This is a genomic window from Barrientosiimonas endolithica, from assembly GCF_030296655.1.
Taxonomy (GTDB): Bacteria; Actinomycetota; Actinomycetes; order Actinomycetales; family Dermatophilaceae; genus Barrientosiimonas; species Barrientosiimonas humi.
In genome coordinates, this window is the sequence record NZ_AP027735.1 from 1,795,904 (window position 1) to 1,822,013 (window position 26,110).

A 26,110-nucleotide genomic window follows, 5' to 3' on the forward strand; every position below is an offset into this window, starting at 1 on the left:
TCCGCCGGGCGAGCTCATCCGGCGGTGGCTTCGAGGTCGTGCGCGAAGCAGCTGAGCTCACCGGTGTGGCAGGCCGCGCCGTGCTGGTCGACCTGCACGAGCAGCGCGTCGCCGTCGCAGTCCAGCGACACCGAGCGCACCAGCTGGACGTGGCCGGAGGTGTCGCCCTTGCGCCAGTACTCCTCGCGGCTGCGGGACCAGAAGGTCACCCGCCCCTCGGTGAGGGTGCGGCGCAGCGCCTCGTCGTCCATCCAGCCCAGCATCAGGACCTCACCGGTGTCGTGCTGCTGGATCACGGCAGCGACGAGGCCGTCGGCGTCACGCTTGAGCGCGTCGGCGATGTCGGCCGGCAGGGTCGATACGGCGTTGTCCGTCACAGGTTCATTGTGCAGCGGGCGGCCGACCCACCCTCGCCGTGGGGGTACCCGCGGGCGAGCGAACCTCACTACGGTGGCGGGAATGGGATCGGAGCGGGCATCTCACCTGGTGTCAGCCATCCCCGAGGGACCGAGTCCGAGGAGGACGACGTGGGCAACTCAACGATCTGGTGGATCCTGGGCGTTCTTGTTCTGCTGCTCATCATCCTGATCGCGGTCTGGCTCGCCAAGCGGGCCGCGCGCAAGCGCGAGGAGGTGGAGTGGCAGCTGGACCGCGACCGCAAGACGCGTGAGTCGCGCGAGCGCGTCGACACGGCTCGTACGCCGGAGTCGGGTTCCGCAGCCGCGGCCGGCGCTGCCGGTGCGGCCGGTGCCGGCGCCGCAGGTGCGGCCGGGCTGGGGGCGGCTGCGCGGGCGGACCGGGACGAGCGGGGTGACCGCGACGACCGTGACGACTCGCTGGGGCGTGACGAGCGGCTCGGACGTGACGACTCGCTGGGGCGTGACGACGTGACCGCGCGGGGCGACCGCGACGACGTGACCGCGCGGGGCGACCGCGGCGACGTGACCGCGCGGGGCGACCGCGACGACGTGACCGCGCGGGGTGACCGCGACGCTCTGGGCAACGACGGGCTCCGCGGCGACGGGCTCGGCGACGAAGGTCTGGACGGGCGCGCCGACGACGGTGACGCCCGCGACGGCGGACACCTCGGCGGCCGGGGGCTCGAGGGCTCCGCGGGCCGCCCCACCCACGTCGGCGACGCGACCTCAGGCCCCGACACCGGGCGCGACGGTCTGGGCGGCAGCGGTCTCGACGGGCGCGCCGGTGACGGTGACGCCCGCGACGGCGGACACCTCGAGGGACGCGGCCTCGGCGGCGTCGGCTCGGGGACCACGGGTGCCGCGGGCGCGGCCGGTGCCGGCGCAGTCGGTGCTGGTGCCGCCGCCGGCGCGGCCGCGGGTGGCACCGGCCGGGGCTCGACCGGCGCCGACCGGGACGACGTGGCGCTCACCCCCGACCGGGACTCCGACTCCGACCGGGCGTTCTTCGGCGACGACGACGACGTGCGCTCCCCCGACAGCCGAGTGGAGGAGGTCGAGGTCGACGAGACCACCGCCATCACCGACCGGGTGCCGATCCGCGGGTCGTCCGACGAGCGAGGCGGGGACCGCGCGGGTTCGTTCGGTGGCAACGCCGACCGCACCGGCACGTTCGGTGGCAACACCGAGCGGACGGGCACGTTCGGCAGCGACCGCGACGCTGACCGCACCAGCACGTTCGGCAGCGACCGCGACACCGACCGAACCAGCACGTTCGGCGGTGACCAGGGCCTCGGCGAGGACCGGGGCCTCGGCGACGCGCAGGCTTCGCGCCTGGGCGAGGACTCCCGAGGTGGCTCGACCTTCGGGGCCGGCACCGGTCGTACGGCGGGGTCGGTGGACGACGGGTTCGGCTCGGTCGACCGGGCCGACGACCTGGTCGCGGACCGGGGTACGCCCGACGACCCGGCGCGGCAGCCGGGCCAGATCTCGCCGGCGCCGAGCACGTTCGAGCCGGGCGACGGCAGGAACGCGAACGAGCGCGGCTGGAACCCGCCCGGGACGCGCGACCCGGGTGACGTCTCGGAGACCGTGGTCGTCGAGGAGGAGTCGACGACGTGGGCGAGCGGCCCCGCGACCGGCGACGCGCACCGCACCGGTGACGCGCTCGGCGGCGACACCGAGACCGGGAGCGGCCAGGGCCTGACCCCGGCCACCGGCGGCCGCAGCCTGGGCGATCGTGACGCGGGCAGCCTCGGTGCCACCGGCACGGGACGCGCCGACACGGGACGCACCGACACCGGCGCGCCGGGTTCGGACGACCGTTCGGGTTGGGGTACCGGCGCGGCCGGTGTGGGCACCCTCGGCGCGGGCGCGGCCGGTGCCGCAGCTGGTGCTGCCGGTGGCCGCCGCGACGGTGGCGCCGACCCCGACCCGCAGCTGCGCGACGAGGGCCGGCACACCCCGGACTGGGCGGGCCCCGCCGACACGACCAGCGACCTCGGTGGCTCCCGCTCCGGCGAGAGCGGCCTGGGCGAGAGCGGACTGGGCGAGACGGGCATGCCTGCGGCGCAGCAGCCGTACGACGCCCAGCGCCCCGGCGAGCCCGCCGACCGCGGTCTCGGCTCGGACCAGGCCGACCGCGGCTCCCACGACGACCGTGGGGTGGGCGGCTTCGGTGCTGGCTCCGGCGGCGCGGGTGGCACCGGATCTGGCGCCGGCTCGTTCGGCTCGTTCGGCTCGTTCGGTGACGAGCGCGGGACCGGCGGCTTCGCCAGCTCCGGTGCACGGACGACCGATGGCGACGAGCGTGGCACCGGCGGTTTCCGCACCCACTCGCCCGCGGGCGGCGCCGACGAGGACGAGTCGGGCAGCGGCTTCACCAGCCCGAACTCCCCGACGGCGACAACCGCGGGACGCGCGGTATCGCCACGCCTGGCGCATCCGGCACCCCCGGCGCCGCGGGTACCGGCCAGAGCGGTACGGGCGGCTTCACCAGCCCGAACTCCCCGGCGGGGACCTGGCGGGCTCGGGTGGCTACACCGGCACGGGTACGCCCGGCACCGGCACCACCGGCACCGGCCAGAGCGGTACGGGCGGCTTCACCAGCCCGAACTCCCCCGGCGGGGACCAGGCGGGCTCGGGTGGCTACACCGGCCCGGGCACCACCGGCACCGGCCAGAGCGGTACGGGCGGCTACACCGGCACGGGCGAGCCGTCGACCGGCCAGCGGCTCAACGAGATCCGCAGCAAGGTGCAGGGTGAGGTGAAGGACCGCTGGACCCGACCGGGTCAGGACGGGCAGTCGCCGAGCGACAAGTTCAGCCACCTGCGCGAGCGGGTGGAGGGCGAGGTGCGCAACCGGATGCAGAACCGCCCCGGTGGTGACACCGGCGGCGGCAACGCCCCCGACGCCGCAGGCACCAGTGGTGCGCCTGGCACCCCGGGTACGCCCGGCGCGGCTGGTACGCCCGGCGCGGCGAGCGGTGGTTACGGGACCGGCACGGGCACCGGCGCTGGCCACGGCACCGGTCAGGGCACCGGCACCGGCACCGGCCCCGGCGCAGGTGGCAACCAGGGCAGCGGCAGCGGTCTGCGCGACCGGGTCGAGGGCGAGGTCCGCGACCGGCTGCAGGAGGGCATCCGCCGCTTCCGCAACCGGGGCGGTCAGGGCCCCGGCCAGTAGGCCGCCTGCCCCGCCGACCCCGTCGGTCCGAAGGCCGTCGGTCGAGCCCCGCCTCACGGTGGGCCGGCCGGCGGCCTTCGCCGTCCCCGGGGCGAACGATGGGACTGGCCGCGGTCGCGAGCTCCCGAGGGTCAGCCCGGGCCTCAGACCGTTCACCAGTGAACGAAATGCCGAGGCGACCTCCCGGGATGCCGGGCACGGACGTACCAGATCGTGCACCAGTGAACGAAATGCCGAGGCGACCTCCCGGGATGCCGGGCACGGACGTACCAGATCGTGCACCAGTGAACGAAATGCCGAGGCGACCTCCCGGGATGCCGGGCACGGACGTACCAGATCGTTCACCAGTGAACGAAATGCGGAGGGAGCGTCAGAGGGCCGCGGCGGGCACCCGGCTCAGCGCTGCTGGCGCGCCCAGGAAGCGTGGAGGCGGGCGTAGACGCTGTCGGGCTGGCGTACCAGCTCGGCGTGCGGGCCGCGCTGCACCACCCGCCCCTGGTCGACGACGATGACCTCGTCGGCGGCCTCGGCGGTGGAGAGCCGGTGGGCGATGGCGATGGAGGTGCGTCCGGCGCTCAGTCCGTCGACCGCGCGCTGGATGCGGACCTCGGTGGCCGGGTCGACCGCCGAGGTGGCCTCGTCGAGAACCAGCAGGTCGGGGTCGGCGAGGTAGGCGCGGGCCAGGGCGACCAGCTGCCGCTCCCCGCCGACAACGACTCGCCGCGCTGCCCGACCTGGGTGTGGATGCCGTGCGGCAGCCCGTCGACCCAGTCGCGCAGCCCGAGCTCGGTGAGGGTGAGCAGCACCTGGTCGTCGGTGGCGTCGGGCTGGCCGAAGCGCAGGTTCGCCAGCAGCGTGTCGTCGAACAGGAAACCCTCCTGCGGCACCATCACGACCCGGGCGCGCAGCGAGGAGAAACGCACGTCGCGCAGGTCGACCCCGTCCAGCAGCACGCGGCCGGTGGTGGGGTCCATCAACCGGGTCAGCAGCTTCGCGAGCGTGGTCTTGCCGGAGCCGGTCTCGCCGACGACCGCGATGCGGCTGCTGGGTTCGATGGTCAGGTCGACGTCGTGCAGCACGGTGCCGCCGCCGGGGTAGGCGAACGACACGTCCTCGAAGTCGACGGTGATCGGTCCGCGGGGCAGCACGACCCCGTCGTCGCCGGGGTCGCTGACGTCGGCGGGGGTGTCGAGGATGCCGATGACGCGGCGCCAGCCGGCGACGGCGTTCTGCATCTCGTTGAGGATCTCGGTGGCCGCCTGCACCGGCTGGGTGAACAGGTTGACCAGGAACAGGAACGCCACGAGCTGGCCGAGGGTCAGGTCGCCCCCGGCCGCCAGCCAGGCGCCCACGGCGAGCACGACCGTGGTCGTCAGCCCGGCGACGAGCTGGCCGGTGCTGAACGCGGCGACCGCGCGCAGCTGAGCACCGATCGCCGAGCGGCGGTGCGCGTCGATGGCCCCGTCGATGCGTTCGCCGGTGCGCTCCTGGACCCCGTAGGCCCGGATCGTCTCGGCGCCGACCACCGACTCCGAGACGGCGGCCAGCATGTCGCCGACCCGCTCGCGCACGCGGGTGTACGCCCGCCCCACGATCACCTGGAAGCGCCGGATCACGAGGAACAGCGGCACGAAGCACAGCCAGACCACCGCTGTCAGTGGCGGGCTGTAGACCAGCATCAGCACGGTCGCGACCAGCACCTGCCCCACCGACAGGATCAGGATGAGCCCGCCGAACTGCACGAACTGGCTGATCGTGTCGACGTCGCTCGTCACCCGCGAGACCAGCGCGCCGCGGCGCTCGCTGCTCTGGGTGAGCACCGACAGGTCGTGCACGTGGCGGAAGGCCTTGGTGCGCAGCGTCGCGAGGCCCGACTCCGAGGCGGTCACCAGCCGCACGTTGACGAAGTACGTCGCGACGGCCGTGCCGAGCACCGCCAGCGCGGCGAGCAGCACCAGCCGGGTCACCAGGCCCGTGTCGGGCCCGCCGGGCGCGAGGATGCCGCGGTCGAGGGTCTGCTGCACGGCCAGCGGGATCAGCACCCGCCCGGCGGTCGCCACGAGGGCGAGCGCCAGGGTGAGCACGAGTCCCTGGCGCAGCTGGGGCGAGAGCGCGAACCCCCGCTTGAGGGTCTGCACCGTCCCGAGGTCGCGGCCGTGGCCGATCGCGCTGGCGTCGGGCGCCACCTGCTCGGCGCTCACCGCTGCACCTCCTGGCGGTCGGGCGCCACCGGCTCCTCGGTCGCGGCGACGGCGGCGCGCTCGGCCGCCTCCCGGGCGTACGCCGTCACCAGCCGCTGGTAGCCGGCGCACCGGCCCATCAGCTCCTCGTGCGTGCCCCGGTCGAGCACTCGGCCGTGCTCGAGGTAGATCACGTGGTCGGCCATGCCGATCGTCGACATCCGGTAGGCGACGACGAGCACCGTGATGCCTTCGCTGCGCTCGCGCAGGCCGTCGAGGATCGCGGTCTCGACGGCCGGGTCGACGGCCGAGGTGGCGTCGTCGAGCACCAGCAGCGCCGGGTCACGAACGACGGCGCGGGCCAGCGCGATGCGCTGCCGCTGGCCGCCGGAGAGGCTCGCGCCGCGCTCCCCCACGTGGGTCTGCGCGCCGTCGGGCAGCCGGTCGACGAAGCCGCTCGCCTGCGCCACGTCGAGGGCTCTGCGCACCTGCTCGTCGGTGACGTCGCGCCCCAGGGTGACGTTGCCCTCGACGGTGTCGTCGAACAGGAACGGCGTCTGGGCCACGAGCGTGGCAACCTCCGGGATGCCGCCGCGGCGGATCTGCCGCAGGTCGACCCCGTCGAGCACGATCTCACCGGTGTCGGGGTCCATCAGCCGCAGCACGAGTCCGCTCAGCGTGCTCTTGCCGGCGCCGGTCGGGCCGACCACCGCGGTCGTCGCGCCTGCGGGCAGCGTCAGGTCGACCTCGCGCAGCGCGACGACGCGTTCGAGCGGCGGGGTGGTCGCCGGTGGCGGACCCGCCTGGTCGCTGCTCGCGCCCGTGCGCGTGAGCCGGCGATCGCGTCGCCCTCCTTGCCGGTGGCTTGGTCATGACCGCCCTTGCCCGTGGGCTGGTGGGCGCCGAGCACGGCTCGGCCGCCGACCTCGTACGCATAGCTCACCCCGGTGACCCGTTCGGCGCCGCGCGCGGGGAGGCCGGGTCGCGGTCGCCGTACGCCATCTCGCCCTGCTCGTCGAGCACCGAGGAGATCCGGTCCCAGCCGACGACGGTGCGCGGGAGCTCCGACAGCACCCAGCCGAACGCGCGCACGGGGAAGGCCAGCACGGAGAAGAGGTAGGCGATCTGCACCACGTCGGCCGCCTCGATCGCCCCGCTGCCGACCCGGCTGGTGCCGACGGCGAGGACGGCGAGCGTGCCGAGCGTCGGGATGGCCTCGATCACCGGGTCGAACGTCCCGCGCGTGCGGCCGACGCGGATCGCCGCGTCGCGCAGCTGGTCGGTGCGCTCGGCGAAGCGCTGGGTCTCCTGGTCCTCGCGGCCCATCGCCTTGACGAGCAGCCCGGCCTCGACGCTCTCGTGCGCCACCTCGCTGACCTCGGCGCGCAGCTGCTGCGCCCGCGTGACGCGCGGCGACATGCGTGACTGGAAGACGAGGTTGGCGACGAAAAGCGCTGGGAACACAAGGAATCCGATGAGCGCGAGCGGGATGTCGACACGCAGCATCTCGGCGCCGGCGACCACCAGCATCACGAGCACGCCGATGGCCATCGGCAGCGGCTGGAAGACGTTCCAGGTGGCCTCGACGTCGGCGTTGGCGTTGCTCAGCAGCTGCCCCGAGGGGTGCCGGTGGTGCCACGACAGCGGCAGCCGGAGGTACTGCCCCGTCACGCGGCGCCGATAGATCGCCTGCAGGTTGAAGAACGCGAAGCCGGCACCGGCGCGGCGCAGCACCACCCCGACGACGGTGAGCAGCACGACGAGCCCGAGCTGCCACACGATCGTCCAGATCTGCGCGCCGCTGATCTCCCCGGCTCGCACCGCGGGCTCCACGACGTTGCCGGTCAGGCTGCCGATGACCCGGGCGGTGAGCACGGTCATGACGCCATAGATGGCCGACCCGACGACGGCCACGAACAGGGCCTTCGGCTGCTGCCGGAAGCCGCGCCCCACCACCCGCAGACCTCGTCGCAGCGTGCGGTTCGACGCCCTGGGCGAGGGCGTCGAGGCAGAAGTCACGCCGGACACCTTCTCATGCCACGGACGTACGCCTTCCGCGGCATGCCGGTGCCCGGGGCGGCAGGTCATGCGCGAGATCCAGCCCGTGCCACGATGTCGGCATGAGCGATCTCGCCAAGCAGGAACGCGCCCAGCTGAGCGACGCGTTCGACCGGTTCGGCCCGGACAGCCCGACCCTCAGCGGCGACTGGACCACCCGCGACCTCGCGGCCCACCTGGTGCTGCGCGAGCGCCGCCCCGACGCGGCCGGCGGGATCCTGCTGCCGCTGCTGGCGAACCGCACCGAGTCGGTGCAGCAGCAGATCGCGGCGCAGCCCTGGCCGCAGCTGGTCGAGCAGTTCCGCTCGGGTCCGCCGGCGTGGTCGCCGATGCGCGTCGGCGCGGTCGACGAGGTCGCGAACCTGGCGGAGTTCTACGTCCACCACGAGGACGTGCTGCGCGGCGCCGCCCCCTCCGCGCGCCGGGCCCGCAGCGAGCAGCTCGAGAACGCCCTGTGGGGAGTGCTCGGACGCATGGGCCGGTTCCTGCTGCGCAAGAGCCCGGTCGGGGTCGACGTGCGCGCCGAGGGTCACCGGGAGCGTCCGCTGACCAAGGCGGGTCAGGGCGACGGCCGCGTCACGCTCGTCGGAGCCCCCGGCGAGGTCGTGCTGCGGGTGTTCGGTCGGGGCATCGCCGACCCTGCCGTCACCGACGTCGTCATCGAGGGCGACGACGCCGCCGTGGCGAAGTTCGCAGGGTTCAACCCGAGCTTCTAGCACTCGCGGCCCGAGGCAGCGCGACCGCGCGTCATTTGCCCCGATATCGGCCCCAGCGACGCCCGAGCCAGCGCCAACGCACGTCATTTCCCCCGATATCGGCCCCAGCGACCGCGTCGGTGTCCAGGCGGGATGGCTCAGCGCACGGGATAGCCGGCCTCGGCCAGCCCTGCCTTGACCTGCCCGACCGTCAGCTCCCGGTAGTGGAACACCGACGCCGCGAGGACCGCGTCGGCGCCCGCCTCCACCGCCTCCACGAAGTGCTCGACGGTGCCGGCCCCGCCGCTGGCGATGAGCGGCAACGAGGTCGCGGCCCGCACCGCGCGGATCAGCTCGAGGTCGAAGCCGTCCTTGGTCCCGTCTGCGTCCATCGAGTTGAGCAGGATCTCGCCCGCGCCGAGACGCTCCGCCCGCGCGCACCACTCGATGGCGTCGAGGCCGGCCGAGCGCCGACCACCGTGCGTGGTGACCTCGAAGTGGCCGTCTGCCCGGCGTACGTCCGCGGACAGCACCAGCACCTGCGCACCGAAACGGTCGGCGATCTCGGCCATGACCTCGGGGCGGGCGATGGCGCCGGTGTTGATGCCGACCTTGTCGGCGCCCGCGCGCAGCAGCCGGTCGACGTCGTCGACGGAGCGCACCCCGCCACCCACGGTGAGCGGGATGAAGACCTCCTCGGCGGTGCGGCGCACGACGTCGTAGGTGGTCTCGCGGTCGGACGACGACGCCGTCACGTCGAGGAAGGTGAGCTCGTCGGCCCGCTGCCCGTCGTAGACCTCGGCCAGCTCCACCGGGTCGCCCGCGTCGCGCAGCTGCTGGAAGTTCACGCCCTTGACGACCCGGCCGGCGTCGACGTCGAGGCACGGGATCACACGCACGGCCACACTCACGCCCACCAGGGTAGGTGCTGCTCCGCGCCGGTTCCGCACGACGAGACGGCCCGGAAGGGCGCGGCGCGTGGGGCGTGGGGCCGTGCTCGCGCGCCACGCCACCACGGCTACCCACGGCGCGACCTTGTCCAGCCAGTACGCCGACGGTCAGGTGCACGCGAGGTCGAGCAGCGCCTCGGGCAGGCCGGGGTCGGTGACGTAGACCCGGCCCGTCGGGCTGGTCCAGGTGCACCGCCCAGCGACGGTCATGGTGACCCGCCACCCACCCTCGTGCTTGGCCCGGTGGTGGTGCCGGCACAGGCACTGCAGGTTGCGCTCCTCGGTCGGGCCGCGCGGCCACGGCTCGACGTGGTCGAGGTCGGTGTAGCGACCGCGGCGGTCGCACCCCGGGAAGCGGCAACGCTGGTCGCGACGGATCACCCGGCGGCGCAGGCGCGCACCCGGCCGGTAGCCGTCGGTTCGATCGTCTGGGCCGGGCTGTTCCGCCGCCTGCGCGACGTGGGCTCGGGTGACTCCACCGGCGGTCGGCGCCGGAGCGGCCCAGGCCATGCTCGCCACGTCGTGCGGCGGGTCGATCGGCAGCTGGACCCACTCCGCCGTGGTCCGCGCGGCGCGGCCGGTGAGCAGCTCGAAGACGTCGGCTGTCGGCACCGGGCCGGCGCGCTCGTGGAGCAGGACCGGTACGTCCGCCAACAGCTGCCGCACCTCCCCCGGTGTCACCAGGGTCCGGCTACCCGGCGGCTTCGGGGAATCGGGCAAGGAAGCGGCCCGCTGCGACGGCGCAGCCTGTGTCGACGGCCTCGGCGGCTGCGGCAACTCCGGCGGCGGTTCGGGTGACGAGGGCGGACCAGGCGGCTCTGGCGACGGGGACGGGGACGGGCCAGGCGGCTCTGGCGACGGGGACGGGGACGGGCCAGGCGGCTGGGCCGACGGGGACGGGCCAGGCGGTTGAGGCGGCTCGGGTGACGGCGGCTGCGGGACGATGAGCTCGAGGTGGGCGGTGAGGTCGACGTTGCCCATGGCGAGGTCGTACAGGGCCTCGGCGCGGTGCTCCCCCAGCAGCATCGCTGCGCGCGCCACCTCCTCGCTCGTCCTGTCGCCGTCGCTGGTCGCGCCGGCCGCGCTCTCCGGCGGCTGCTCGCCGTGCGCGGTTGCGGAGCCGGTGCGGGCGGCCTGCTGCGCCTGGTGGGCGCGCTGGTCGACAGCGTCCATCAACGCCACGGCCTTGCCGGTGGGCATGACCGCGCTGAACGCCGACAGCCCCGGAGTCGTGTGCGAGTCGAGCCAGACCCCGGTCTGCTGAGCCTTGGTGCGCTTCGCCGATCGCCGGGCGGCCTCCGACTCGTGACGGCCGACGAGGGTCCGTGTCGAGCGCTGCGCCTGAGTGCGCTGGCGCTGATGCACCCGGCGCCTCAGCACCGCCTCCTCGACCAGCTCGCAGGTCTCGGGCCGCGCCTCCTGCACCTCGCGGGCGATCGCGGCCGCGGTCTCGATGTTGACCTCGCCGCGGCCGACGGCGGCGAGCACGCCGGGCACCCGCGTGGTCAGCCAGACGGAGTCGTCGACGAGGGAGTCGGCGGCGTAGGGCCCGAGGCGCAGCGCCGGCCCGAGCAGGTCGCCGGCGAACTCGGCACGGTGGCCGGGCTGGTGCTCGACCACGTCGAAGGGTCGAGGCTGCTCGCCCGCCAGACACTCCTGCGCCGAGAAGGACGCGCTGTCGGGGACCCGGTCGAACCTCGCCAGTCCCGCCGTGGCGTGCGCCCGCACCGCTGCCGCCTGGTTCATCGCCGCGTGCGCGAGCACCGCGGTCAGCTCGAACTGCGCCTGCCGCTCGGCGGCACGGTCGGCCTCGCGCCACGCAGCCTCCGACTGCAGCTCGCGCTCGACCTCGCCACGCGCGGCGGGCGAGCGTGTCTCGGGGACAGGCAACGGCGTCCGGGGCAGGCCCTCACCACCCGCACCACCCTCACTGCCCGCACCGCTCGCTCCGCTCGGATCGCCCGCTCCGCCCGCTCCGCCCGCTCCGCCCGCTCCGCCCGCTCCGCTCGGACCGTTCATGCCGCCCGCACCGCCAGACGCCACAGCATCACCGGCACCCACCGACGCTGGCACGAGATCTGCCGGCACCAGCCACTGCTCCTGCTCGCTCAGCGCGAACGGGTCGGTGCGCTGCATCCGGTCGATCAGGTCGGCGGTCAGCACCTGGATCGCGCCCATCAGCAGGACCACCGGGTCGTGCGTCCGCGACTCCGCGGCACCGTGCGGACCCGAGCGCGCCACGGGACCGAACGTGCCCTCGACGGCCCCGACGAGGCCGTCCTCGTAGAGCAACGACTCGAACAGCGCACGCGCCGCGGCGACCGGGTCGCCGGGAGTCGGTGCGGTGCTCGAGGTCATGTGCGATATCGTACACCTGTTCGAACACGAGCGGAAGGGGTCAGATCCCCTGTGGACACGATGGATCTCGTTGACCTGCCTGTGGATCCAGGCGCAGCAGCCCGGTCAGCCCCGCGCGCCCCGTGTCGCCTCACCCCGTGCCCACGCGCGGTATCCGCTCGCACTCGCTGCCCCCGCTCCCTAGGGTCGGCCCCATGCCGCAGGAGACCCAGGAGGACCACCACGTCTGGGGCGAGAACCTCGCCGATCCCGCGCACGCCGACCAGGTGGTGGAGCTGGCCCGGCGCGCCCGCGGCGACGCAGCGCCGCCCTCCCCGCGCCCCACGGTCGTCACGTTCGACGGCCCCGCCGGCTCGGGCAAGTCCTCCCTCGCCCGCCTGGTCGCCGACCGGCTCGACGCGCCCGTCGTGCACCTGGACGACCTGCTGCCCGGCTGGGACGGGCTGGCCGCGGCACCGGCCCTGCTCACCACCCAGGTGCTCGTCCCGCTCGCCCGCGGCGAGCAAGCCGGTTTCCGCCGATTCGACTGGCACGCGGGCGAGTTCGCCGAGCTCGTGCCGGTGCCGGCCACTGACTTCCTCGTCGTCGAGGGGGTCGCGAGCAGCGTGGGCCTGGCGCGGGCGTACGCCGGTGTCCGGGTCTGGCTCGAGGCGGCCCACGACGTGCGCATGCGGCGCGGCCTCGCCCGCGACGGCGACGGGTTCGCCGGCCACTGGGAGGCGTGGGCGCGGCAGGAAGGCGCGATCTTCGACGCGGACCGCACGCGCGAGCACGCCCACCTTCGGCTGCAGACCGACGGGCCGGCGCTTCCCTAGGCTGACCCCATGAGCAGCGAGGTGGCCGGCGAGTGGGGTCGGCGGCTCGACCCGCGGCCACGACTCACCAAGCGCTCCTTCGCCCAGCGCGTCGAGCGGCTGCGCGACCGCGCCTTCCTCATCGTGCAGTGCGCCGTCGGTGGCGCGATCGCCTGGAGCCTGGCCCGCTACCTGCTCGGCCACCCCCAGCCGTTCTTCGCCCCGGTGACGGTGCTGGTGGCGCTGGGACTGACGTACGGCCAGCGGTTGCGTCGCGTCGTCGAGCTCACCGTCGGCGTGGCGATCGGCGTGCTCGTCGGCGACGTGTTCGTGCACTTCTTCGGCACGGGTCCGGTGCAGCTGGCCGTCGTCGTGCTGTGCTCCATGTCGATCGCCGTGCTCGCGGGCGCCGGCGGGCTGATGATGATCCAGGCCGGCGTGCAGTCGATGATCGTGACGACGCTCGTCGCCGACTCGGAGTACGCCTTCAGCCGCTGGCTCGACGCCGTCGTCGGCGGGTGCGTGGCGCTGCTCGCGGCCACCATCACCCCCACCTCACCCGTGCGGCGCCCCCGGGTGGAGGCCGCGCGGGTGCTGACCGAGCTGGCCGAGGTGCTGCGCGCGACCGCCACCGCCGGCCGCCGCCGCGACCAGCAGCGCGCCGACGACGCGCTCGCCCGGGCGCGCGCCAGCGAGGGGCACCTCGCCGATCTGCGCGAGGCGGTCGACGAGGGCATCGCGGTGACCCGCCAGTCGCCGTTCCGGCGCCGGCACAACGCCTCGGTGGTGGCGATCGCCGACCTGACCGAGCCGCTGGACCGCGCGATCCGCAACATCCGGGTGCTCGTGCGCCGGGTCTCGGTCGCGGTGCTCGAGGGCGAGCCGATCCCGCCCGCCTACCTCACCGCCGTCGACGACCTGGCCCAGGTCATGGACCAGATGGCCGACGAGCTGTCCGAGCGGCGCGTCCCGCAGAACGTGCGGCCCGCGCTGCTGCTGCTCGCCGACGACACGGCGACGCGCAGCATCGCCGGCACCGGACGTACGTCCTTGTCGGGTGAGGTGATTCGCGCTCAGCTGCGCTCGATCGTGGTCGACCTGCTCATGCTCACCGGGTGGAGCTACGAGAAGGTGCGGGCCGAGGTGCCCTACCGCTCGGACGAGCTGGACGACTAGCGCTCGGAGTCCGGTCCGCGGGTGGAGTGAGCCTGCACCAGCGCCGCCAGCCGCTGCGCCTCGGCCGTGGCGCGCGGGCCGTCGCTGCGCTGGATGCCCATGACGGGCAGCGTGTCGAAGTCGTCGAGCTCGAGCACCGCCCAGGCCTGCCCGCCGCCGAACTGCACCTCGACGATCTGCGACCACGGCACCTGCCGGGTCACGACGAGGTTGTGCACCTCGATGCCCTCCGGCGTCGGGATCGCGCGCACCTGCGCGAACCGCCACAGCACCAGGGCGAACCCGACGCCGATCATCCAGATGAAGGTCTTGTCGCCCACGGAGAACGACGGCTTGCCCTCGCTCGGCAGCGCGATCGCCACCACGGTGAAGATCATGACGCACAGCCCCGCGACGACGAGCGGCACGATGCGACCGCCGACCGGGCGGAAGGTCGCGTAGGGGTCGTTCTTGGCCATCGTCGTCCCTTCAGATGCGGCAGGCCGCGATGTCGGTCACGAGGATCGCGCGGGCGCCGACCTCGTAGAGGTCGTCCATGACCTGGTTGGTGCGGCGCCGGGGCACCATCGCCCGCACGGCGACATAACCGCGGTCGTGCAGCGGCGAGACGGTCGGCGACTCCAGACCGGGCGTGAGCGCGCACGCCTGCTCGACCAGCTCGACACGGATGTCGTAGTCCATCATCACGTAGTGGCGAGCGGTGAGCACGCCCTGCAACCGACGTACGAGCACGTCGACCTGGCCGTTGCTCTCACCCTCGGCGGACGGCCGGATCAGCACCGCCTCGCTGGTGAGGATCGGGTCGCCGAAGACCTCCAGCCCGGCGTTGCGCAGGGTGGTGCCGGTCTCGACGACGTCGGCGATGACGTCGGCGACGCCCAGCGTGATCGCGGTCTCGACGGCACCGTCGAGCCGCACCACCTCGCCGTCGATGCCGCGCTTCGCGAGGTCGGCGCGAACCAGCCCGGGGAAGCTGGTGGCGACGCGGCGCCCGGCGAGCTCGTCGAGGCCGGTGGCGGCGCCGGGGCGCGCGGCGTAGCGGAACGTCGACTGCCCGAAGCCCAGCGGCAGCACCTCCGTGGCGGGACTGCCGGAGTCGAGCAGCAGGTCGCGCCCGGTGATGCCGGCCTCGAGCGTGCCGGAGCCGACGTAGACGGCGATGTCGCGCGGGCGCAGGAAGTACAGCTCCACCCCGTTGTCGGGGTCGGCGACCACCAGCTCCTTGCTGTCGCGGCGGCCGCGGTATCCGGCTTCGCGCAGCATCTCGGCGGCGGACTCGGCGAGCGCCCCCTTGTTGGGGACGGCGAGCTTGAGCATGAGGGGTCCTTTACAGGTTCGTGTAGACGTCTTCGGGCGTGAGGCCGGTCGCGAGCATCAGCACCTGCAGGTGGTAGATCAGCTGGCTGATCTCCTCGGCGGTCCGCTCGCGGCCCTCATGCTCGGCGGCCATCCACACCTCGGCCGCCTCCTCCACGATCTTCTTGCCGATGCTGTGCACGCCGGCGTCGAGCGCCGCGACAGTACCGGAGCCTGCGGGGCGCTCGGTCGCCTTGGCGGACAGCTCTGCCCACAGCTGGTCGAACGTCTTCACGAGGGACCAGGCTAGTGGCGGGGACCGACACCTCCGCGCGGGTGTCCGGCCTCGCGCAGCGCGACGACCGTCGCGAGGGCCGCGGTGGTGGCCTCGTGCCCCTTGTCCTCGGCCGACCCGGGCAGCCCGGCCCGGTCGAGCGCCTGCTCCTCGGTGTCGCAGGTGAGCAGCCCGAACCCGACCGGCGTGCCGGTCGTCACGGCGATGCCGGAGAGCGCGTCGGTGGCGGCCGAGCAGACGTAGTCGAAGTGCGGCGTGCCGCCCCGGATCACGACCCCGAGGGCCACGACCGCGTCGTACGCCAGCGCCACCCGGGCGCACGCGACGCCCAGCTCGAAGGAGCCGGGGACGCGGATCTCGGTCACCGACTCCCGCCGTACGCCCGCGTCGGCGAGCGCACGCCGCGCACCGCCGAGCAGCCCGGCCATCACGACCTCGTGCCACGACGCGGCGACGACCGCGACGCGCACGTCGGGTGCGTGCACCCGCAGCGCCGGCGAGCCCGCCCCGCTCACGACGCCGCCCCGGTGATCGTCGCGGGCAGCCGATGACCCAGCCGGTCCCGCTTGGCCCGCAGGTAGGGCTCGTTGCTGGGGTTGGCCCCCACGCTCAGCGGTTGCACCTCGGTCACCTCCAGGCCGGCCTCGACCAGCGCGTCGATCTTGGCGGGGTTGTTGGTCAGCAGGGCGAGCCGCCGCACGCCGAGGTCGCGCAGGACCGCGGCGGCGCCGGCGAAGTCGCGCGCGTCGACCGGCAGGCCGAGGCGCAGCTGCGCGTCGACCGTGTCGTGCCCGGAGTCCTGCAGCTCGTAGGCGCGCAGCTTGTCCAGCAGCCCGACGCCGCGGCCCTCGTGGCCGCGCACGTAGACCACGACGCCGCCCTCGCGCGCCACCAGCTCCAGCGACGCGTCCAGCTGCGGCCCGCAGTCGCAGCGCAGCGACCCGAGCGCGTCGCCGGTGAGGCACTCGGAGTGCACCCGCACCAGCGCCGGGTCGGTGAGCCCGCGCGGCGAGACCAGCGCGACCAGCTCGGTGCCGGTGCGCCGGTCGCGGTAGCCGTGCACCGCGAACCGGCCGTGCGCGGTCGGCAGCGTGGTCTGCGCGACCGGCTCGACCAGGTCGTGCCGCAGCCGCCAGCGCACCAGCTCGGCGATGGTGATGACCGGCAGGTCGTGCTGCTCGCCCAGCGCCAGCACGGCGTCGGTGCGCATCATCGACCCGTCGTCGTGCACCAGCTCGACGATGCCCGCGGCCTGCGGCAGCCCGGCGAGCCGGCACAGGTCGACCGCCGCCTCGGTGTGGCCGACGCGCTCGAGCACGCCGCCGGGCTTGGCGCGCAGCGGCAGCACGTGCCCGGGGCGGATCAGATCGGTCTCGGTGCTGCCGGGGTCGGCGAGCACCCGCAGCGTCGTCGCGCGGTCTACGGCGCTGATGCCGGTCGAGACGCCCCGGGCCGCGTCGACCGTCACGGTGTACGCCGTCCGCAGCGGGTCCTGGTTGGCGCCGACCATGAGGGGCAGGCCGAGCCGGTCGGCCGTGGCGGGGTCGACCGGCGCGCAGACCAGACCCGACCCATGGCGTACGGCGAACCCGAGCCACTCCGGCGTGGCGCTGGCCGCGGCCAGCACCAGGTCGCCCTCGTTCTCGCGGTCCTCGTCGTCGAGGACCAGCACGGGGCGCCCCGCGCGCAGCGCGGCGACGGCGTCCTCGACGGTGGACATCCGCGCGGCGGCCCGCTCGTGCGCGGGGTTGTGGGCGCCGGGGTCGACGGGACGCGGGTCGATCGGACTCTCGGGACGGGTCATGCCAGCTGCTCCTCGGTGATCGGGTCGGGGCGTTCGGAGCGCGAGGCACGCAGCCACACGACGAAGCCGTAGATGACCAGGAAGGAATAGACGACGTACAGAACGGCGGAGGGATAGAACTTCGAGTGCAGCAGCAGCGGCACCCCGACGAGGTCGACGCCGATCCAGGCCAGCCAGAAGTCGTTCCAGCCGCGCGCCATCGCGAACGTCGCGACGATCGAGCCCACGAAGATCCAGGCGTCGGCCCAGTAGTACCAGCGCGGCGCGGGCCAGCCGGCGCCGACCGTGGCGAAGACCCACTGGAAGACCAGCACGCCCGCGGCCCACACGAGCAGGTAGCCCAGCCGCTCGCCCCGGGTCGCCCAGCGCGGGCTGATCGCGGGCGCGTCGGCGCCGCGCAGCCGGCGGCTCTGCCGCCAGCGCCACCACCCGTAGACGGAGGTGATGATGAAGAAGACCTGCCGCGCGGCCTGGCCGAACAGCGTCTCCTGCTGCGGGTTGGAGAAGGCGACGCCGAAGAACACCGTGAACAGCAGGGCGTTGCCGACGATGCCGACCGGCCAGGCCCACACGCGACGGCGGAGCCCGCCGACGGCGGAGGCGAACCCGAAGAGGTTGCCGATCAGCTCGCGCCACAGGATGTGCTGCCCGAAGACGGTCAGCTGAGCGTCGAAGAGGGTCTCGAGCAGGTTCACGCGCGGGCCTCCTGGGCGGGGTGCGCCACGAGGCGCTCGACGTACTTGGCCAGCACGTCGACCTCGACGTTGACCGGGTCACCGACCTGCGCCCGGCCGAGCGTCGTGAGCTCCAGCGTGGTCGGGATGAGCGACACCGCGAACGTGTCGTCGGCGAGGTCGGCGACGGTGAGCGAGACGCCGTCCAGGGTGATCGACCCCTGGGCGACGACATAGCGCGCCAGGTGCGGCGGCAGCGTGAGCGTCACCACCTCCCAGTGCTCCCCGGCTGGCGCGCGACGACGGTCGCGGTGCCGTCGACGTGCCCCTGCACCACGTGCCCGCCGAACCGGCCGTCCACCGGCATGGCCCGCTCGAGGTTGACCCGCGCGCCGGGCGCCAGGGTGGCGAGGGTGGTCAGCTCGAGGGTCTGGTTCATCACGTCGACGGTGAACCGGCTCTGCCCGGCGCCGGTCACGGTGAGACAGACGCCGTTGACCGCGATCGAGTCGCCGTGCCGCGCGTCGGTGGTCACGAGCGGGCCCTCCACCGTCAGCACGGCGGAGGTGGCGCGCCGCTCCAGCGCGGTGACGGTGCCGAGCTCCTCGACGATGCCGGTGAACATCAGTCCTCCTCGGGGACGGGGGTGGTGGGGTTCGTGAGGGCGGGTGCCGGACGCAGGGTGAGGCGTACGTCCTCGCCCAGCCGGGCGACGTCGGCCAGCTCGAGCCGCACGGCCTCGGCGATGGTTGCGACGCCGAGGTCACCGACGAGCGCGGGGCCGGCGCCGAGCAGCGTGGGGGCGACGTAGGCGCGGACCTCGTCGATCGCCCCGGCCTGCAGCCACGCGGCCGCGAGGGTCGGACCACCTTCGAGCAGCACATGCCGAATCTGCTTGTCGTGCAACGGTTTCAGCGTGTCGAACGGATCCGGTGAGTCGATCTGCAGCCAGTGGTCGTCGGCGCGCACAGCCGCCCCGGCCGGCACCTCGCGGCGACCGACGACGACCCGCAGCGGCTGCCGCCCGACCGGTTCCCCGGCCTCGTCGCGCACGGTGAGCGCAGGATCGTCGACCAGCGCGGTGCCGGTGCCGACGACGATCGCGCCGACCTCGGCGCGCAGCAGGTGCACGTCGCGCCGGGCCTGCGGGCCGGTGATCCAGCGGCTGGTGCCGTCGGCGGCCGCGACGCGCCCGTCGAGGGTCGCCCCGACCTTCCAGGTGACGAACGGCCGGCCGCGCGTCACGGCGGCGGTCCAGCGGCGGTTGAGCTCCTCGGCCGCTGTCAGCGGGTGGTGCTGCACGCGCACGCCGGCCGCGCGGAGCCGATCGGCGCCGCCGGCGGCCTCGACGGTCGGGTCCGCGCCGGCGTAGACCACCCGGGCGACGCCGGCCGCGAGCAGCGCGTCCGCGCACGGCCCGGTGCGGCCGGTGTGCGCGCAGGGCTCGAGCGAGACGTACGCCGTCGCCCCCTCGGCGCGCCCGCTCGCCTCCCGCAGGGCGACGACCTCGGCGTGCGGGGTGCCGGCCCCGGCGTGGAACCCCTCGCCGACGACGACCCCGCCGGCATCGACCAGCAGCGCGCCGACGCGGGGGTTCGGATCGGCGCCGTCCGGACGGCCCTGCCGCGCGAGGTCGACGGCACGGCGCAGCCACGCCTCGTCGGCCGCGTGGAGGTCAACCGGCCCGCCGGTCATCTGGTCCGCTCCCTCGTGCTCGTCTCTCACGAGCTCCGGGGCGGTGGGTGAGCGAAGAACCGGCGACACGGTCGCCGGCGGTGCGACCGCGAAGGCGGACGTCACCACTCACCGGGTCGCCGACGTACGGCCACCCACGTGCGCCTCCCATCCGGACTTTCACCGTCGGTCCTGGAGTTCCACCAGGTCAACCGACCGCCGAGGCGATCGGGTCGCGGACTGTCACCGCCGGCTCAGAGTTTCACTGACCCCGGAGCACGTTCTTGCCCCAGCAGTATGCACGACGCCGGGGGCGCGCGACACGGCGGCCCGGCTGCTGGAACGTGGATGCTGCAGCGTTGGTGCTGCAGCGTTGGCGCCTTGGCGCCGGGCGGGGTACGCCCTACGCGCCAACCATCCGGCCTCGCAAGCTCGGCCTCCCGCCAGACCCATCCACGGCGCTACGGGCGCACCCCCACCCGGCTCGCACAGCCCGGCCCCCGCCCGGCCCGCACAGCCCGGCCACCCGCCAGACCCATCCACGGCGCTACGGGCGCACCCCACCCGGCTCGCACAGCCCGGCCCCCGCCCGGCCCGAACAGATCGGCTCGGGAAGGACCTGCGGCGCGGCCCGCTCAGTGCGCGCAGGCGTCGGCCAGCGCGCGCAGCTCGTCGATGGCCGCGGCGGCGTCGTCGGCGCCGTAGACCGCGGACCCGGCGACGAACACGTCGGCCCCGGCCTCGGCGCACTGCTCGATGGTGCGGGCCGAAACTCCCCGTCGACCTGCACCCAGACCTCGCCGCCGGTGCGCCGCACGGCCTCGCGCACCTGCTGCACCTTGGGCAGCTGGTCGGCCATGAACGCCTGCCCGCCGAAGCCGGGCTCGACGGTCATCACGAGCACCATGTCCAGCTCGGGCAGCAGCTGCTCGTACGGCGCGAACGGCGTCGCCGGCTTCAGCGCCATGGCGGCGCGGGCGCCCTGGGCGCGCAGCTCGCGGGCCAGGCGCACCGGGTCGCGGGCCGCCTCGATGTGGAACGTCACCGACTGCGCCCCGGCCTCGGCGTAGGCGGGCGCCCAGCGGTCGGGGTCGTCGATCATCAGGTGGCAGTCCAGCGGCACCGGCGACACCCTCAGCAGGCTCTCCACGACCGGCAGCCCGAGCGTGAGGTTGGGCACGAAGTGGGCGTCCATCACGTCCACGTGCGCCCAGTCGGCGTTGCTGATGCGGTCGAGCTCGGCCGCCAGGTCGGCGAAGTCGGCCGACAGGATGCTCGGCGAGATCTGCATCGGGTCAGGAGTCCTCGGAGGTCGGGGCGTCGGGGCCATTGGGTGGGGTCTTGCGCAGCAGCGCGAGGAACATGCTGTCGGTGCCTTGCAGGTGGGTCCACAGCTGCACGGTCGGTCCGTCGCCGAGGCCGTCGACCTGCCGGCCCTCGGCGTCGCGGATGTACGTCCGCGCATCCACGAGCTCCACGTCGCCACGGCGCACGGCGTCGTCGACCACGACGCGGGTCTCGGCGGCGTGCGGGCTGCAGGTGGTGTACGCGATCAGCCCGCCCGGCCGCGTTGCGGCCACGGCGGAGGCGAGCAGCTCGCCCTGCAGCCGGGTCAGGTCGGGGACGTCACCCAGCTGGCGGCGCCAGCGCGCGTCGGGCCGGCGGCGCAGCGCCCCCAGGCCGGTGCACGGCGCGTCGACCAGCACCCGGTCGAAGGCTTGCGGCTCCTCCTCGCCCAGGTCGCGCCCGTCGCCCACGCCGACCATGACCTCGATGCCGGCGTCGGTCGCGGCGCGCAGCGTCTGCTCGACCAGGTCGGCGCGGTGCTCGCTGATCTCGTTGGCGAACACGACCGCCCCCTGCTGGGCGCCGAGCGCGGCCAGCAGCGCGGTCTTGCCGCCCGGTCCGGCGCACAGGTCGAGCCAGCGCTCCTCGGAGCCGTCGGTGTCGAGGTCGCCGCCGGCGGCGCCGTCCGCGGGCGAGGCGTCGCCCGCCGGGTCGTCCGCCGGGTCGTCCGCCGGGTCGACCGGCGCGGCGGCCAGCGCCAGGGCGAGCAGCTGCGAGCCCTCGTCCTGCACGGCGGCCCGGGTCTGGCGCACCGCCGGGATCGCGCCCGGGTCGCCGCCCTCCAGCCGCGCCCCCACGGGCGACAGCGCCGACGCCTCGGCGCCCGCCTCGACCAGCTCGGCCACGTCGCTGAGCCCGGGCCGGGCGACCAGCGCGACGGCGGCGGGGTCGTTGTGGGCGGCGAGCAGACGTACGAGATCGCCGTCGACCGACTCCTCGGTGCTCGCGCCGTGCGCGAGCAGGGCGGTGCGCAGCGCCCGGACCTCCCACGCGGGGTGGGAGAACTCCACGGCCAGCGCCTCGTCGCGGTCGCGCCCGGCGGTGACCTCGGCGACCCAGCTCTCGCGCGGGCGCTCGCTCACCCGGCGCAGCACCGCGTTGACGAAGCCCGCCGCGCCCGCGCCGTTGACCGAGCGGGCCAGCGCCACGGTCTCTGACGCGGCGGCGTGCGAGGCCACCCGCATGCCGAGCAGCTGGTGCACCCCGAGCCGCAACGTGTCGAGCACGGGCGGGTCGATCTCGGTGGCTGGCCGGCCGGCCGCGATCTCGATGATCGGGTCGTAGAGCCCGCGCATGCGCACGGTGCCGTAGGCCAGCTCGGTCGCGAACGCCGCGTCGCGGCCGTGCACGCCCGCGCTGCGCAGGATGCGAGGCAGCTCGAGGTTGGCGTAGGCGCCCCGGTCGACCGCGCGCAGCACGTCGTACGCCGCCCGCCGGGCCGGGTCGGCCGCGCGCCGGCGGTCGGCCGGCCGCAGCGCGGAACGCTGCCGCCTCGGGTCGCGCCGCGACTGCGGACGCTGCCGGCCCTTGTCGTCGCGGTAGGAGTTGTCGCGACGGGAATCGCGCTCGTCAGCCACCCAGCACCTCACCCTCGTCGACGCGCACGCCGCGCGCCCAGTCCGCGGCCGCCATGGCCTTCTTGCCCTGCGGCTGAACCGTGCCCAGGCGCAGGTCGCCCGCGCCCGATCCGACCAGCACCTCGCGCTTTCCGGCGCGCAGCCGGCCCGGCGGCAGCTCGCTGGTGCCGGCGACCTCGACCGGCTGCAGCTTCAGCCGCTCGCCGCGGAACGTGGTCCACGCGCCCGGCGCGGGCGTGCACGCACGAACTCGGCGGTCGATCGCGAATCCTGGCTGTTTCCAGTCGATCTCGCCGTCCGATGTGACGAGCTTGGGGGCCTCGCTCACCCCGTCGGCCGGCTGCGGCACGGGGATCACGGTGCCGTCGTCGAGGGCATCGAGGGTCGCCACGAGCAGACCTGCGCCCGCCGTCGAGAGCCGCCCGAGCAGGTCGCCGCTGGTGTCGCGCGGGCGCACCTGCTCGGTCATCGTGCCGAGCACCGGGCCGGTGTCGAGGCCCTCCTCCAGCAGGAAGGTGGTGGCCCCGGTGACCTCGTCACCGTGCAGCACCGCGTGCTGCACCGGGGCGGCGCCGCGCCAGGCCGGAAGCAGCGAGAAGTGCAGGTTGACCCAGCCCAGGCGCGGCAGGTCGAGCGCGGCCCGCGGCACCAGCGCGCCGTAGGCCACGACCGGGCACACGTCGGGGGCGATCTGTCCGAGCGCCTCGAGGAACTCCGGCTCGGACGGGCGGCGCGGCGTCAGCACGGGCAGCCCCCGCTCCTCGGCGAGCGCGCGCACCGGCGACACGGACGTACGTCTGCCGCGCCCCGCGCGCGCGTCGGGCCGGGTGACCACGGCCGCGACCTCGTGCCGCGAGGCGAGCAGCGCCTCGAGCGCCGGGACCGCGACCTGGGGCGTGCCGGCGAAGACCAGCCGCAGGCTCACATCGCCCTCCCGTAGGTCGGGTGCGGGCTCTGCCGCACGATCGGACCGGGCTGGCCGGCCCACTCGGCGAACCGGATCTCCTTCAGCGCCAGGCGGCGCTGCTCGGGGTCGAGGCGGTCGATGAACAGGATCCCGTCGAGATGGTCGGTCTCGTGCTGCAGGCAGCGCGCCAGCCGGTCGGTGCCCTCGATGGTGACCGGCTCGCCGTACATGGAAAAGCCGCGCGCGACGGTGCGGAACGGGCGTGGGGTGTCGATGACCACGTCGGGGATCGACAGGCACCCCTCGGGGCCGCAGATCTGCTCGCCGCTGAGCTCCAGCCGCGGGTTGACCAGGTGACCGACGCCGTCGGGGCCGAGATAGGTGAACACCCTCAGCCCCACCCCCAGCTGCGGTGCGGCGAGGCCGACGCCGGGCGCGTCGAGCATGGTGTCCTCGAGGTCGCGCACCAGCTGGCGCAGCTCGCGGTCGAACGTCGTGACCTCCACGGCGGGCGTGCGCAGCACGGGGTCGCCGAGGAGGCGGATGGGCTGGATCGGCACGGAGTCCTCACGGTGCTGACGATGCGGTGACCACACCCTAGTGCTGCCCTGTTCGGCCAATCCGGTCACGTCGCGCCCCGCCCCGTCCTACTTTCTTCAAGGGGCTCGGTGAGGGATGCCGGGCTGAGGGAGGATCTATGGCGCCCGCAGCGGGACGGCCGACGCGGATCACGACCGATCGGGGCGGGGTGACAGGCGGTCGGCTCGACCTGCGCGCACGCATGGCGTGGCTGGCCCGCACCGTCCGGTGCGCGTCCGGCGACCCGGGCAACCAGCGGCAGGTCGACTTCGCGCGCCGGCTCACCGAGCGCGGCGTCAACGCCAGCAACTCCCGGATCTCGATGTGGGAGAACGGCCACCAGGCGATGTCGCTGGAGGTCATGGGCGGCTACGAGCGGGTGCTCGACCTGACCCCCGCGCTGCTGCAGGCCACCGCGACCGCCCTGTCCCGGGGCGTACGTCGGCGCGGGCGGCTGCCCATCGCCGAGCCGCGCGGCGAGATCTCCCAGCTCGAGGGGCAGCGCCGCCTCGACGCGGTCTACGACGCGGCGATGCGCGGCACCTGCGTCGGCTCCGACTGGTTCGCGCTGGCGGCCTACTGGAACCGGGTCCCGACCGCGATGACGCCGGTGGCCATCGTGCGCCAGCTGATGCTCGTGCTCGTCGACGAGGTCGCCCGCGCCGTCGGGCCGGCGTACACCACGCGCTACCAGGCGCTCGGCATGGTCATCGACCACCCGGTCTACTCCCCCATCGCCGTCGAGACGATCCACGACTACGCCGTCGAGACCGGTGTCGACTCGGTGATGGACGTGCTCGGCGCGCTGGGCGAGTGCCAGCCCAACATCGCCGTCACCCGCGAGCTGATCTCGCTGGCCCGCACCGGGAACGGCCGGGTGCGAGCCGGCGCCGTCTACGCGCTCGAGACGTCGATGCTGCTGCGGGTGCTGCCGCAGGAGGCGCTCCCGCACGTGCAGCGGCTGACCCAGATGCTGCGCGCCGGTTCGGTGCAGGACCTGCGGCTGGCCGAGCGGCTGGTGCGTCAGCTGATCGAGCTGGGCGTGGTCGAGCGGCCCTCGCGGGTGCCACGCCCGGCTCCCGACCGGCGCGCCACGTCGAAGGTCGTGGCGCAGTACGTCACCCGCGCCCGCGAGGCCACCGGACTCCCGCAGGACCCGGTGCTGGTCAACCTGCTGGAGGAGGCGCACGGCCACGACCACCACCAGTACCGCCACCACGTCGCGCTGCTGCTCATGGCCTCGCCCTACCGCCCCGCGCTCGCCGACCACGCCCTCACCGTCGCGCTCTCCGGGCCGACCGGGCACGAGGCCTACTGCGCCGCCTGGCTGCTCACCTACCTCGCGCACCCCGAGCAGGACGCCGCCCTGCTCGCCGCGATCGCGAACGGCCCCGAGTCGCTGCGCTCGACCCTGCTCATGGCACGCACCCACGCGAGCCCCGTCCCGCCCGAGGTCGACCTGGTCGCGCTGCAGCCCGACACCTCCTCGGAGAGCCCGCTGGTCTATGCCGCCGGCATGTCGCAGCACCCGCTGCTCGCCACCTGGGCCGGCCAGAACAAGGACCCCTCGCTGCGCGAGCGCGCCCAGTGGTGGCAACGGCACGGCGGCGCCGTGCGCGAGTGAGCGGCGCACGCACGAACGGACCTCCGCGAGAACGTACGAGCGCCGCACCAGCGCACCCACCGCACCCTCCGGCGGACCACCGCCGAACCGTGCGCCCCACCGCACCCTCCGGCGGACCACCGCGAGAACGTACGACCGCCGCACCAGCGCACCCACCGCACCCCCAGGCGGACCTCCGCCGAACCGTGCGCCCCACCGCACCTTCCGGCGGACCACCGCGACAACGTACGACCGCCGCACCACCGCACCCTCAGGCGGACCTCCGCCGAACCGTGCGCCCCACCGCACCTTCCGGCGGACCACCGCGACAACGTACGACCGCCGCACCACCGCACCCTCAGGCGGACCTCCGCCGAACCGTGCGCCCCACCGCACCTTCCGGCGGACCACCGCGACAACGTACGACCGCCGCACCACCGCACCCTCAGGCGGACCTCCGCCGAACCGTGCGCCCCACCGCACCCCTCGGCGGACCACCGCGACAACGTACGACCGCCGCACCAGCGCACCCACCGCACC

At 74.5% G+C, this 26,110-nt stretch carries 21 protein-coding genes, 3 pseudogenes and 1 riboswitch; of the genes and pseudogenes, 6 read left to right on the forward strand and 18 right to left on the reverse strand.

Annotation, left to right across the window (positions count from 1 at the left end; translation table 11 throughout):
- Nucleotides 1-14: 14 nt before the first annotated feature.
- On the reverse strand, nt 15-377 hold the full coding sequence (hisI, locus tag QUE40_RS09105) for a phosphoribosyl-AMP cyclohydrolase (protein ID WP_236022330.1): 363 nt from the start codon (nt 375-377) through the stop codon (nt 15-17).
- A 150-nt stretch (nt 378-527) separates the two neighbouring features.
- Here hisI and QUE40_RS09110 point away from each other — a divergent pair, with 150 nt between their 5' ends.
- Both QUE40_RS09110 and QUE40_RS09115 read left to right on the forward strand, forming a co-directional pair.
- Nucleotides 528-3,182, forward strand: coding sequence for a hypothetical protein (locus tag QUE40_RS09110; RefSeq protein WP_289232946.1), 2,655 nt, complete (start codon nt 528-530; stop codon nt 3,180-3,182).
- A gap of 1 nt (nt 3,183) precedes the next feature.
- Nucleotides 3,184-3,603, forward strand: a complete 420-nt coding sequence (locus QUE40_RS09115) for a hypothetical protein (protein ID WP_289232947.1) — start codon at nt 3,184-3,186, stop codon at nt 3,601-3,603.
- 396 nt (nt 3,604-3,999) lie between these two features.
- On the opposite strand, the pseudogene QUE40_RS09120 reads toward QUE40_RS09115, so the two are convergent.
- From QUE40_RS09120 to QUE40_RS09130, 3 genes and pseudogenes are all read right to left on the reverse strand, one after another.
- Nucleotides 4,000-5,804: pseudogene (locus QUE40_RS09120) on the reverse strand (ABC transporter ATP-binding protein).
- The gene (locus tag QUE40_RS09125; protein ID WP_433997063.1) at nt 5,801-6,493 is read right to left on the reverse strand and encodes an ATP-binding cassette domain-containing protein; all 693 of its coding nucleotides are present in this window, start codon (nt 6,491-6,493) and stop codon (nt 5,801-5,803) included. Before QUE40_RS09125 ends, QUE40_RS09120 begins: the two are co-directional and overlap by 4 nt.
- Before the next feature lie 229 nt (nt 6,494-6,722).
- On the reverse strand, nt 6,723-7,802 hold the full coding sequence (locus QUE40_RS09130) for an ABC transporter transmembrane domain-containing protein (protein ID WP_289232948.1): 1,080 nt from the start codon (nt 7,800-7,802) through the stop codon (nt 6,723-6,725).
- A gap of 101 nt (nt 7,803-7,903) precedes the next feature.
- Between QUE40_RS09130 and QUE40_RS09135 the strand changes: the two genes are divergently transcribed.
- Entirely contained in the window at nt 7,904-8,557 is a 654-nt protein-coding gene (locus QUE40_RS09135; RefSeq protein WP_289232949.1) for a TIGR03085 family metal-binding protein, read from the forward strand.
- Nucleotides 8,558-8,694: 137 nt separating this feature from the next.
- Here QUE40_RS09135 and hisF read toward each other — a convergent pair whose 3' ends face one another.
- A complete protein-coding gene (gene hisF / locus QUE40_RS09140) occupies nt 8,695-9,447 on the reverse strand; it encodes an imidazole glycerol phosphate synthase subunit HisF (protein WP_289232950.1) in 753 nt (250 codons plus the stop codon).
- Between the two features lie 147 nt (nt 9,448-9,594).
- A complete protein-coding gene (locus tag QUE40_RS09145) occupies nt 9,595-11,844 on the reverse strand; it encodes an HNH endonuclease signature motif containing protein (protein ID WP_289232951.1) in 2,250 nt (749 codons plus the stop codon).
- Nucleotides 11,845-12,038: 194 nt separating this feature from the next.
- Between QUE40_RS09145 and QUE40_RS09150 the strand changes: the two genes are divergently transcribed.
- Complete coding sequence (locus tag QUE40_RS09150; RefSeq protein WP_289232952.1) at nt 12,039-12,659, forward strand: nucleoside/nucleotide kinase family protein; 621 nt, start codon at nt 12,039-12,041, stop codon at nt 12,657-12,659.
- A gap of 9 nt (nt 12,660-12,668) precedes the next feature.
- Entirely contained in the window at nt 12,669-13,814 is a 1,146-nt protein-coding gene (locus tag QUE40_RS09155) for an FUSC family protein (RefSeq protein WP_289232953.1), read from the forward strand.
- Here QUE40_RS09155 and QUE40_RS09160 read toward each other — a convergent pair.
- The 12 genes and pseudogenes from QUE40_RS09160 to def all read right to left on the reverse strand — a co-directional run bounded on the left by QUE40_RS09160 (nt 13,811) and on the right by def (nt 23,948).
- The gene (locus QUE40_RS09160; RefSeq protein WP_289232954.1) at nt 13,811-14,272 is read right to left on the reverse strand and encodes a PH domain-containing protein; all 462 of its coding nucleotides are present in this window, start codon (nt 14,270-14,272) and stop codon (nt 13,811-13,813) included. The two genes, QUE40_RS09155 and QUE40_RS09160, sit on opposite strands and share 4 nt — an antisense overlap.
- Nucleotides 14,273-14,282: 10 nt before the next feature.
- On the reverse strand, nt 14,283-15,131 hold the full coding sequence (hisG, locus tag QUE40_RS09165) for an ATP phosphoribosyltransferase (protein ID WP_289232955.1): 849 nt from the start codon (nt 15,129-15,131) through the stop codon (nt 14,283-14,285).
- A 10-nt stretch (nt 15,132-15,141) separates the two neighbouring features.
- A complete protein-coding gene (locus QUE40_RS09170) occupies nt 15,142-15,405 on the reverse strand; it encodes a phosphoribosyl-ATP diphosphatase (protein ID WP_289232956.1) in 264 nt (87 codons plus the stop codon).
- Nucleotides 15,406-15,416: 11 nt separating this feature from the next.
- A complete protein-coding gene (gene ribH, locus QUE40_RS09175; RefSeq protein WP_289232957.1) occupies nt 15,417-15,920 on the reverse strand; it encodes a 6,7-dimethyl-8-ribityllumazine synthase in 504 nt (167 codons plus the stop codon).
- Nucleotides 15,917-17,125 carry a 3,4-dihydroxy-2-butanone-4-phosphate synthase gene (gene ribB / locus QUE40_RS09180; RefSeq protein ID WP_289233051.1) on the reverse strand — a complete coding sequence of 403 codons (1,209 nt, stop codon included), beginning with the start codon at nt 17,123-17,125 and terminating at the stop codon, nt 15,917-15,919. Before ribB ends, ribH begins: the two co-directional genes overlap by 4 nt.
- Nucleotides 17,126-17,205: 80 nt before the next feature.
- Entirely contained in the window at nt 17,206-17,904 is a 699-nt protein-coding gene (gene pnuC / locus QUE40_RS09185) for a nicotinamide riboside transporter PnuC (RefSeq protein ID WP_289232958.1), read from the reverse strand.
- Nucleotides 17,901-18,508: pseudogene (locus QUE40_RS09190) on the reverse strand (riboflavin synthase). Before QUE40_RS09190 ends, pnuC begins: the two are co-directional and overlap by 4 nt.
- Nucleotides 18,508-19,578: a bifunctional diaminohydroxyphosphoribosylaminopyrimidine deaminase/5-amino-6-(5-phosphoribosylamino)uracil reductase RibD gene (gene ribD / locus QUE40_RS09195; RefSeq protein ID WP_289232959.1), complete on the reverse strand. Its 1,071-nt coding sequence runs from the start codon at nt 19,576-19,578 to the stop codon at nt 18,508-18,510. Before ribD ends, QUE40_RS09190 begins: the two are co-directional and overlap by 1 nt.
- A gap of 135 nt (nt 19,579-19,713) precedes the next feature.
- Nucleotides 19,714-19,840: riboswitch (FMN riboswitch) on the reverse strand.
- 352 nt (nt 19,841-20,192) lie between these two features.
- Nucleotides 20,193-20,848 (reverse strand): annotated as a pseudogene (gene rpe / locus QUE40_RS09200) (ribulose-phosphate 3-epimerase).
- A gap of 4 nt (nt 20,849-20,852) precedes the next feature.
- Nucleotides 20,853-22,481: an RsmB/NOP family class I SAM-dependent RNA methyltransferase gene (locus QUE40_RS09205; RefSeq protein ID WP_289232960.1), complete on the reverse strand. Its 1,629-nt coding sequence runs from the start codon at nt 22,479-22,481 to the stop codon at nt 20,853-20,855.
- Complete coding sequence (fmt, locus tag QUE40_RS09210; RefSeq protein WP_289233052.1) at nt 22,474-23,400, reverse strand: methionyl-tRNA formyltransferase; 927 nt, start codon at nt 23,398-23,400, stop codon at nt 22,474-22,476. The genes QUE40_RS09205 and fmt overlap by 8 nt, the downstream gene beginning before the upstream one ends.
- Nucleotides 23,401-23,402: 2 nt before the next feature.
- Complete coding sequence (gene def, locus QUE40_RS09215; protein ID WP_142005387.1) at nt 23,403-23,948, reverse strand: peptide deformylase; 546 nt, start codon at nt 23,946-23,948, stop codon at nt 23,403-23,405.
- 221 nt (nt 23,949-24,169) lie between these two features.
- Here def and QUE40_RS09220 point away from each other — a divergent pair, with 221 nt between their 5' ends.
- On the forward strand, nt 24,170-25,591 hold the full coding sequence (locus QUE40_RS09220; protein WP_289232961.1) for a helix-turn-helix domain-containing protein: 1,422 nt from the start codon (nt 24,170-24,172) through the stop codon (nt 25,589-25,591).
- Nucleotides 25,592-26,110 lie beyond the last annotated feature (519 nt).

Coding starts and splice junctions, on each gene's coding strand:
- QUE40_RS09135 (WP_289232949.1), top strand. CDS start 7,904: ATGAGCGATCTCGCCAAGCAGGAACGCGCCCAGCTGAGCGACGCGTTC.
- QUE40_RS09145 (WP_289232951.1), bottom strand. CDS start 11,844: ATGACCTCGAGCACCGCACCGACTCCCGGCGACCCGGTCGCCGCGGCG.
- QUE40_RS09150 (WP_289232952.1), top strand. CDS start 12,039: ATGCCGCAGGAGACCCAGGAGGACCACCACGTCTGGGGCGAGAACCTC.
- QUE40_RS09155 (WP_289232953.1), top strand. CDS start 12,669: ATGAGCAGCGAGGTGGCCGGCGAGTGGGGTCGGCGGCTCGACCCGCGG.
- QUE40_RS09160 (WP_289232954.1), bottom strand. CDS start 14,272: ATGGCCAAGAACGACCCCTACGCGACCTTCCGCCCGGTCGGCGGTCGC.
- hisG (WP_289232955.1), bottom strand. CDS start 15,131: ATGCTCAAGCTCGCCGTCCCCAACAAGGGGGCGCTCGCCGAGTCCGCC.
- ribB (WP_289233051.1), bottom strand. CDS start 17,125: ATGTCCACCGTCGAGGACGCCGTCGCCGCGCTGCGCGCGGGGCGCCCC.
- ribD (WP_289232959.1), bottom strand. CDS start 19,578: ATGACCGGCGGGCCGGTTGACCTCCACGCGGCCGACGAGGCGTGGCTG.
- QUE40_RS09220 (WP_289232961.1), top strand. CDS start 24,170: ATGGCGTGGCTGGCCCGCACCGTCCGGTGCGCGTCCGGCGACCCGGGC.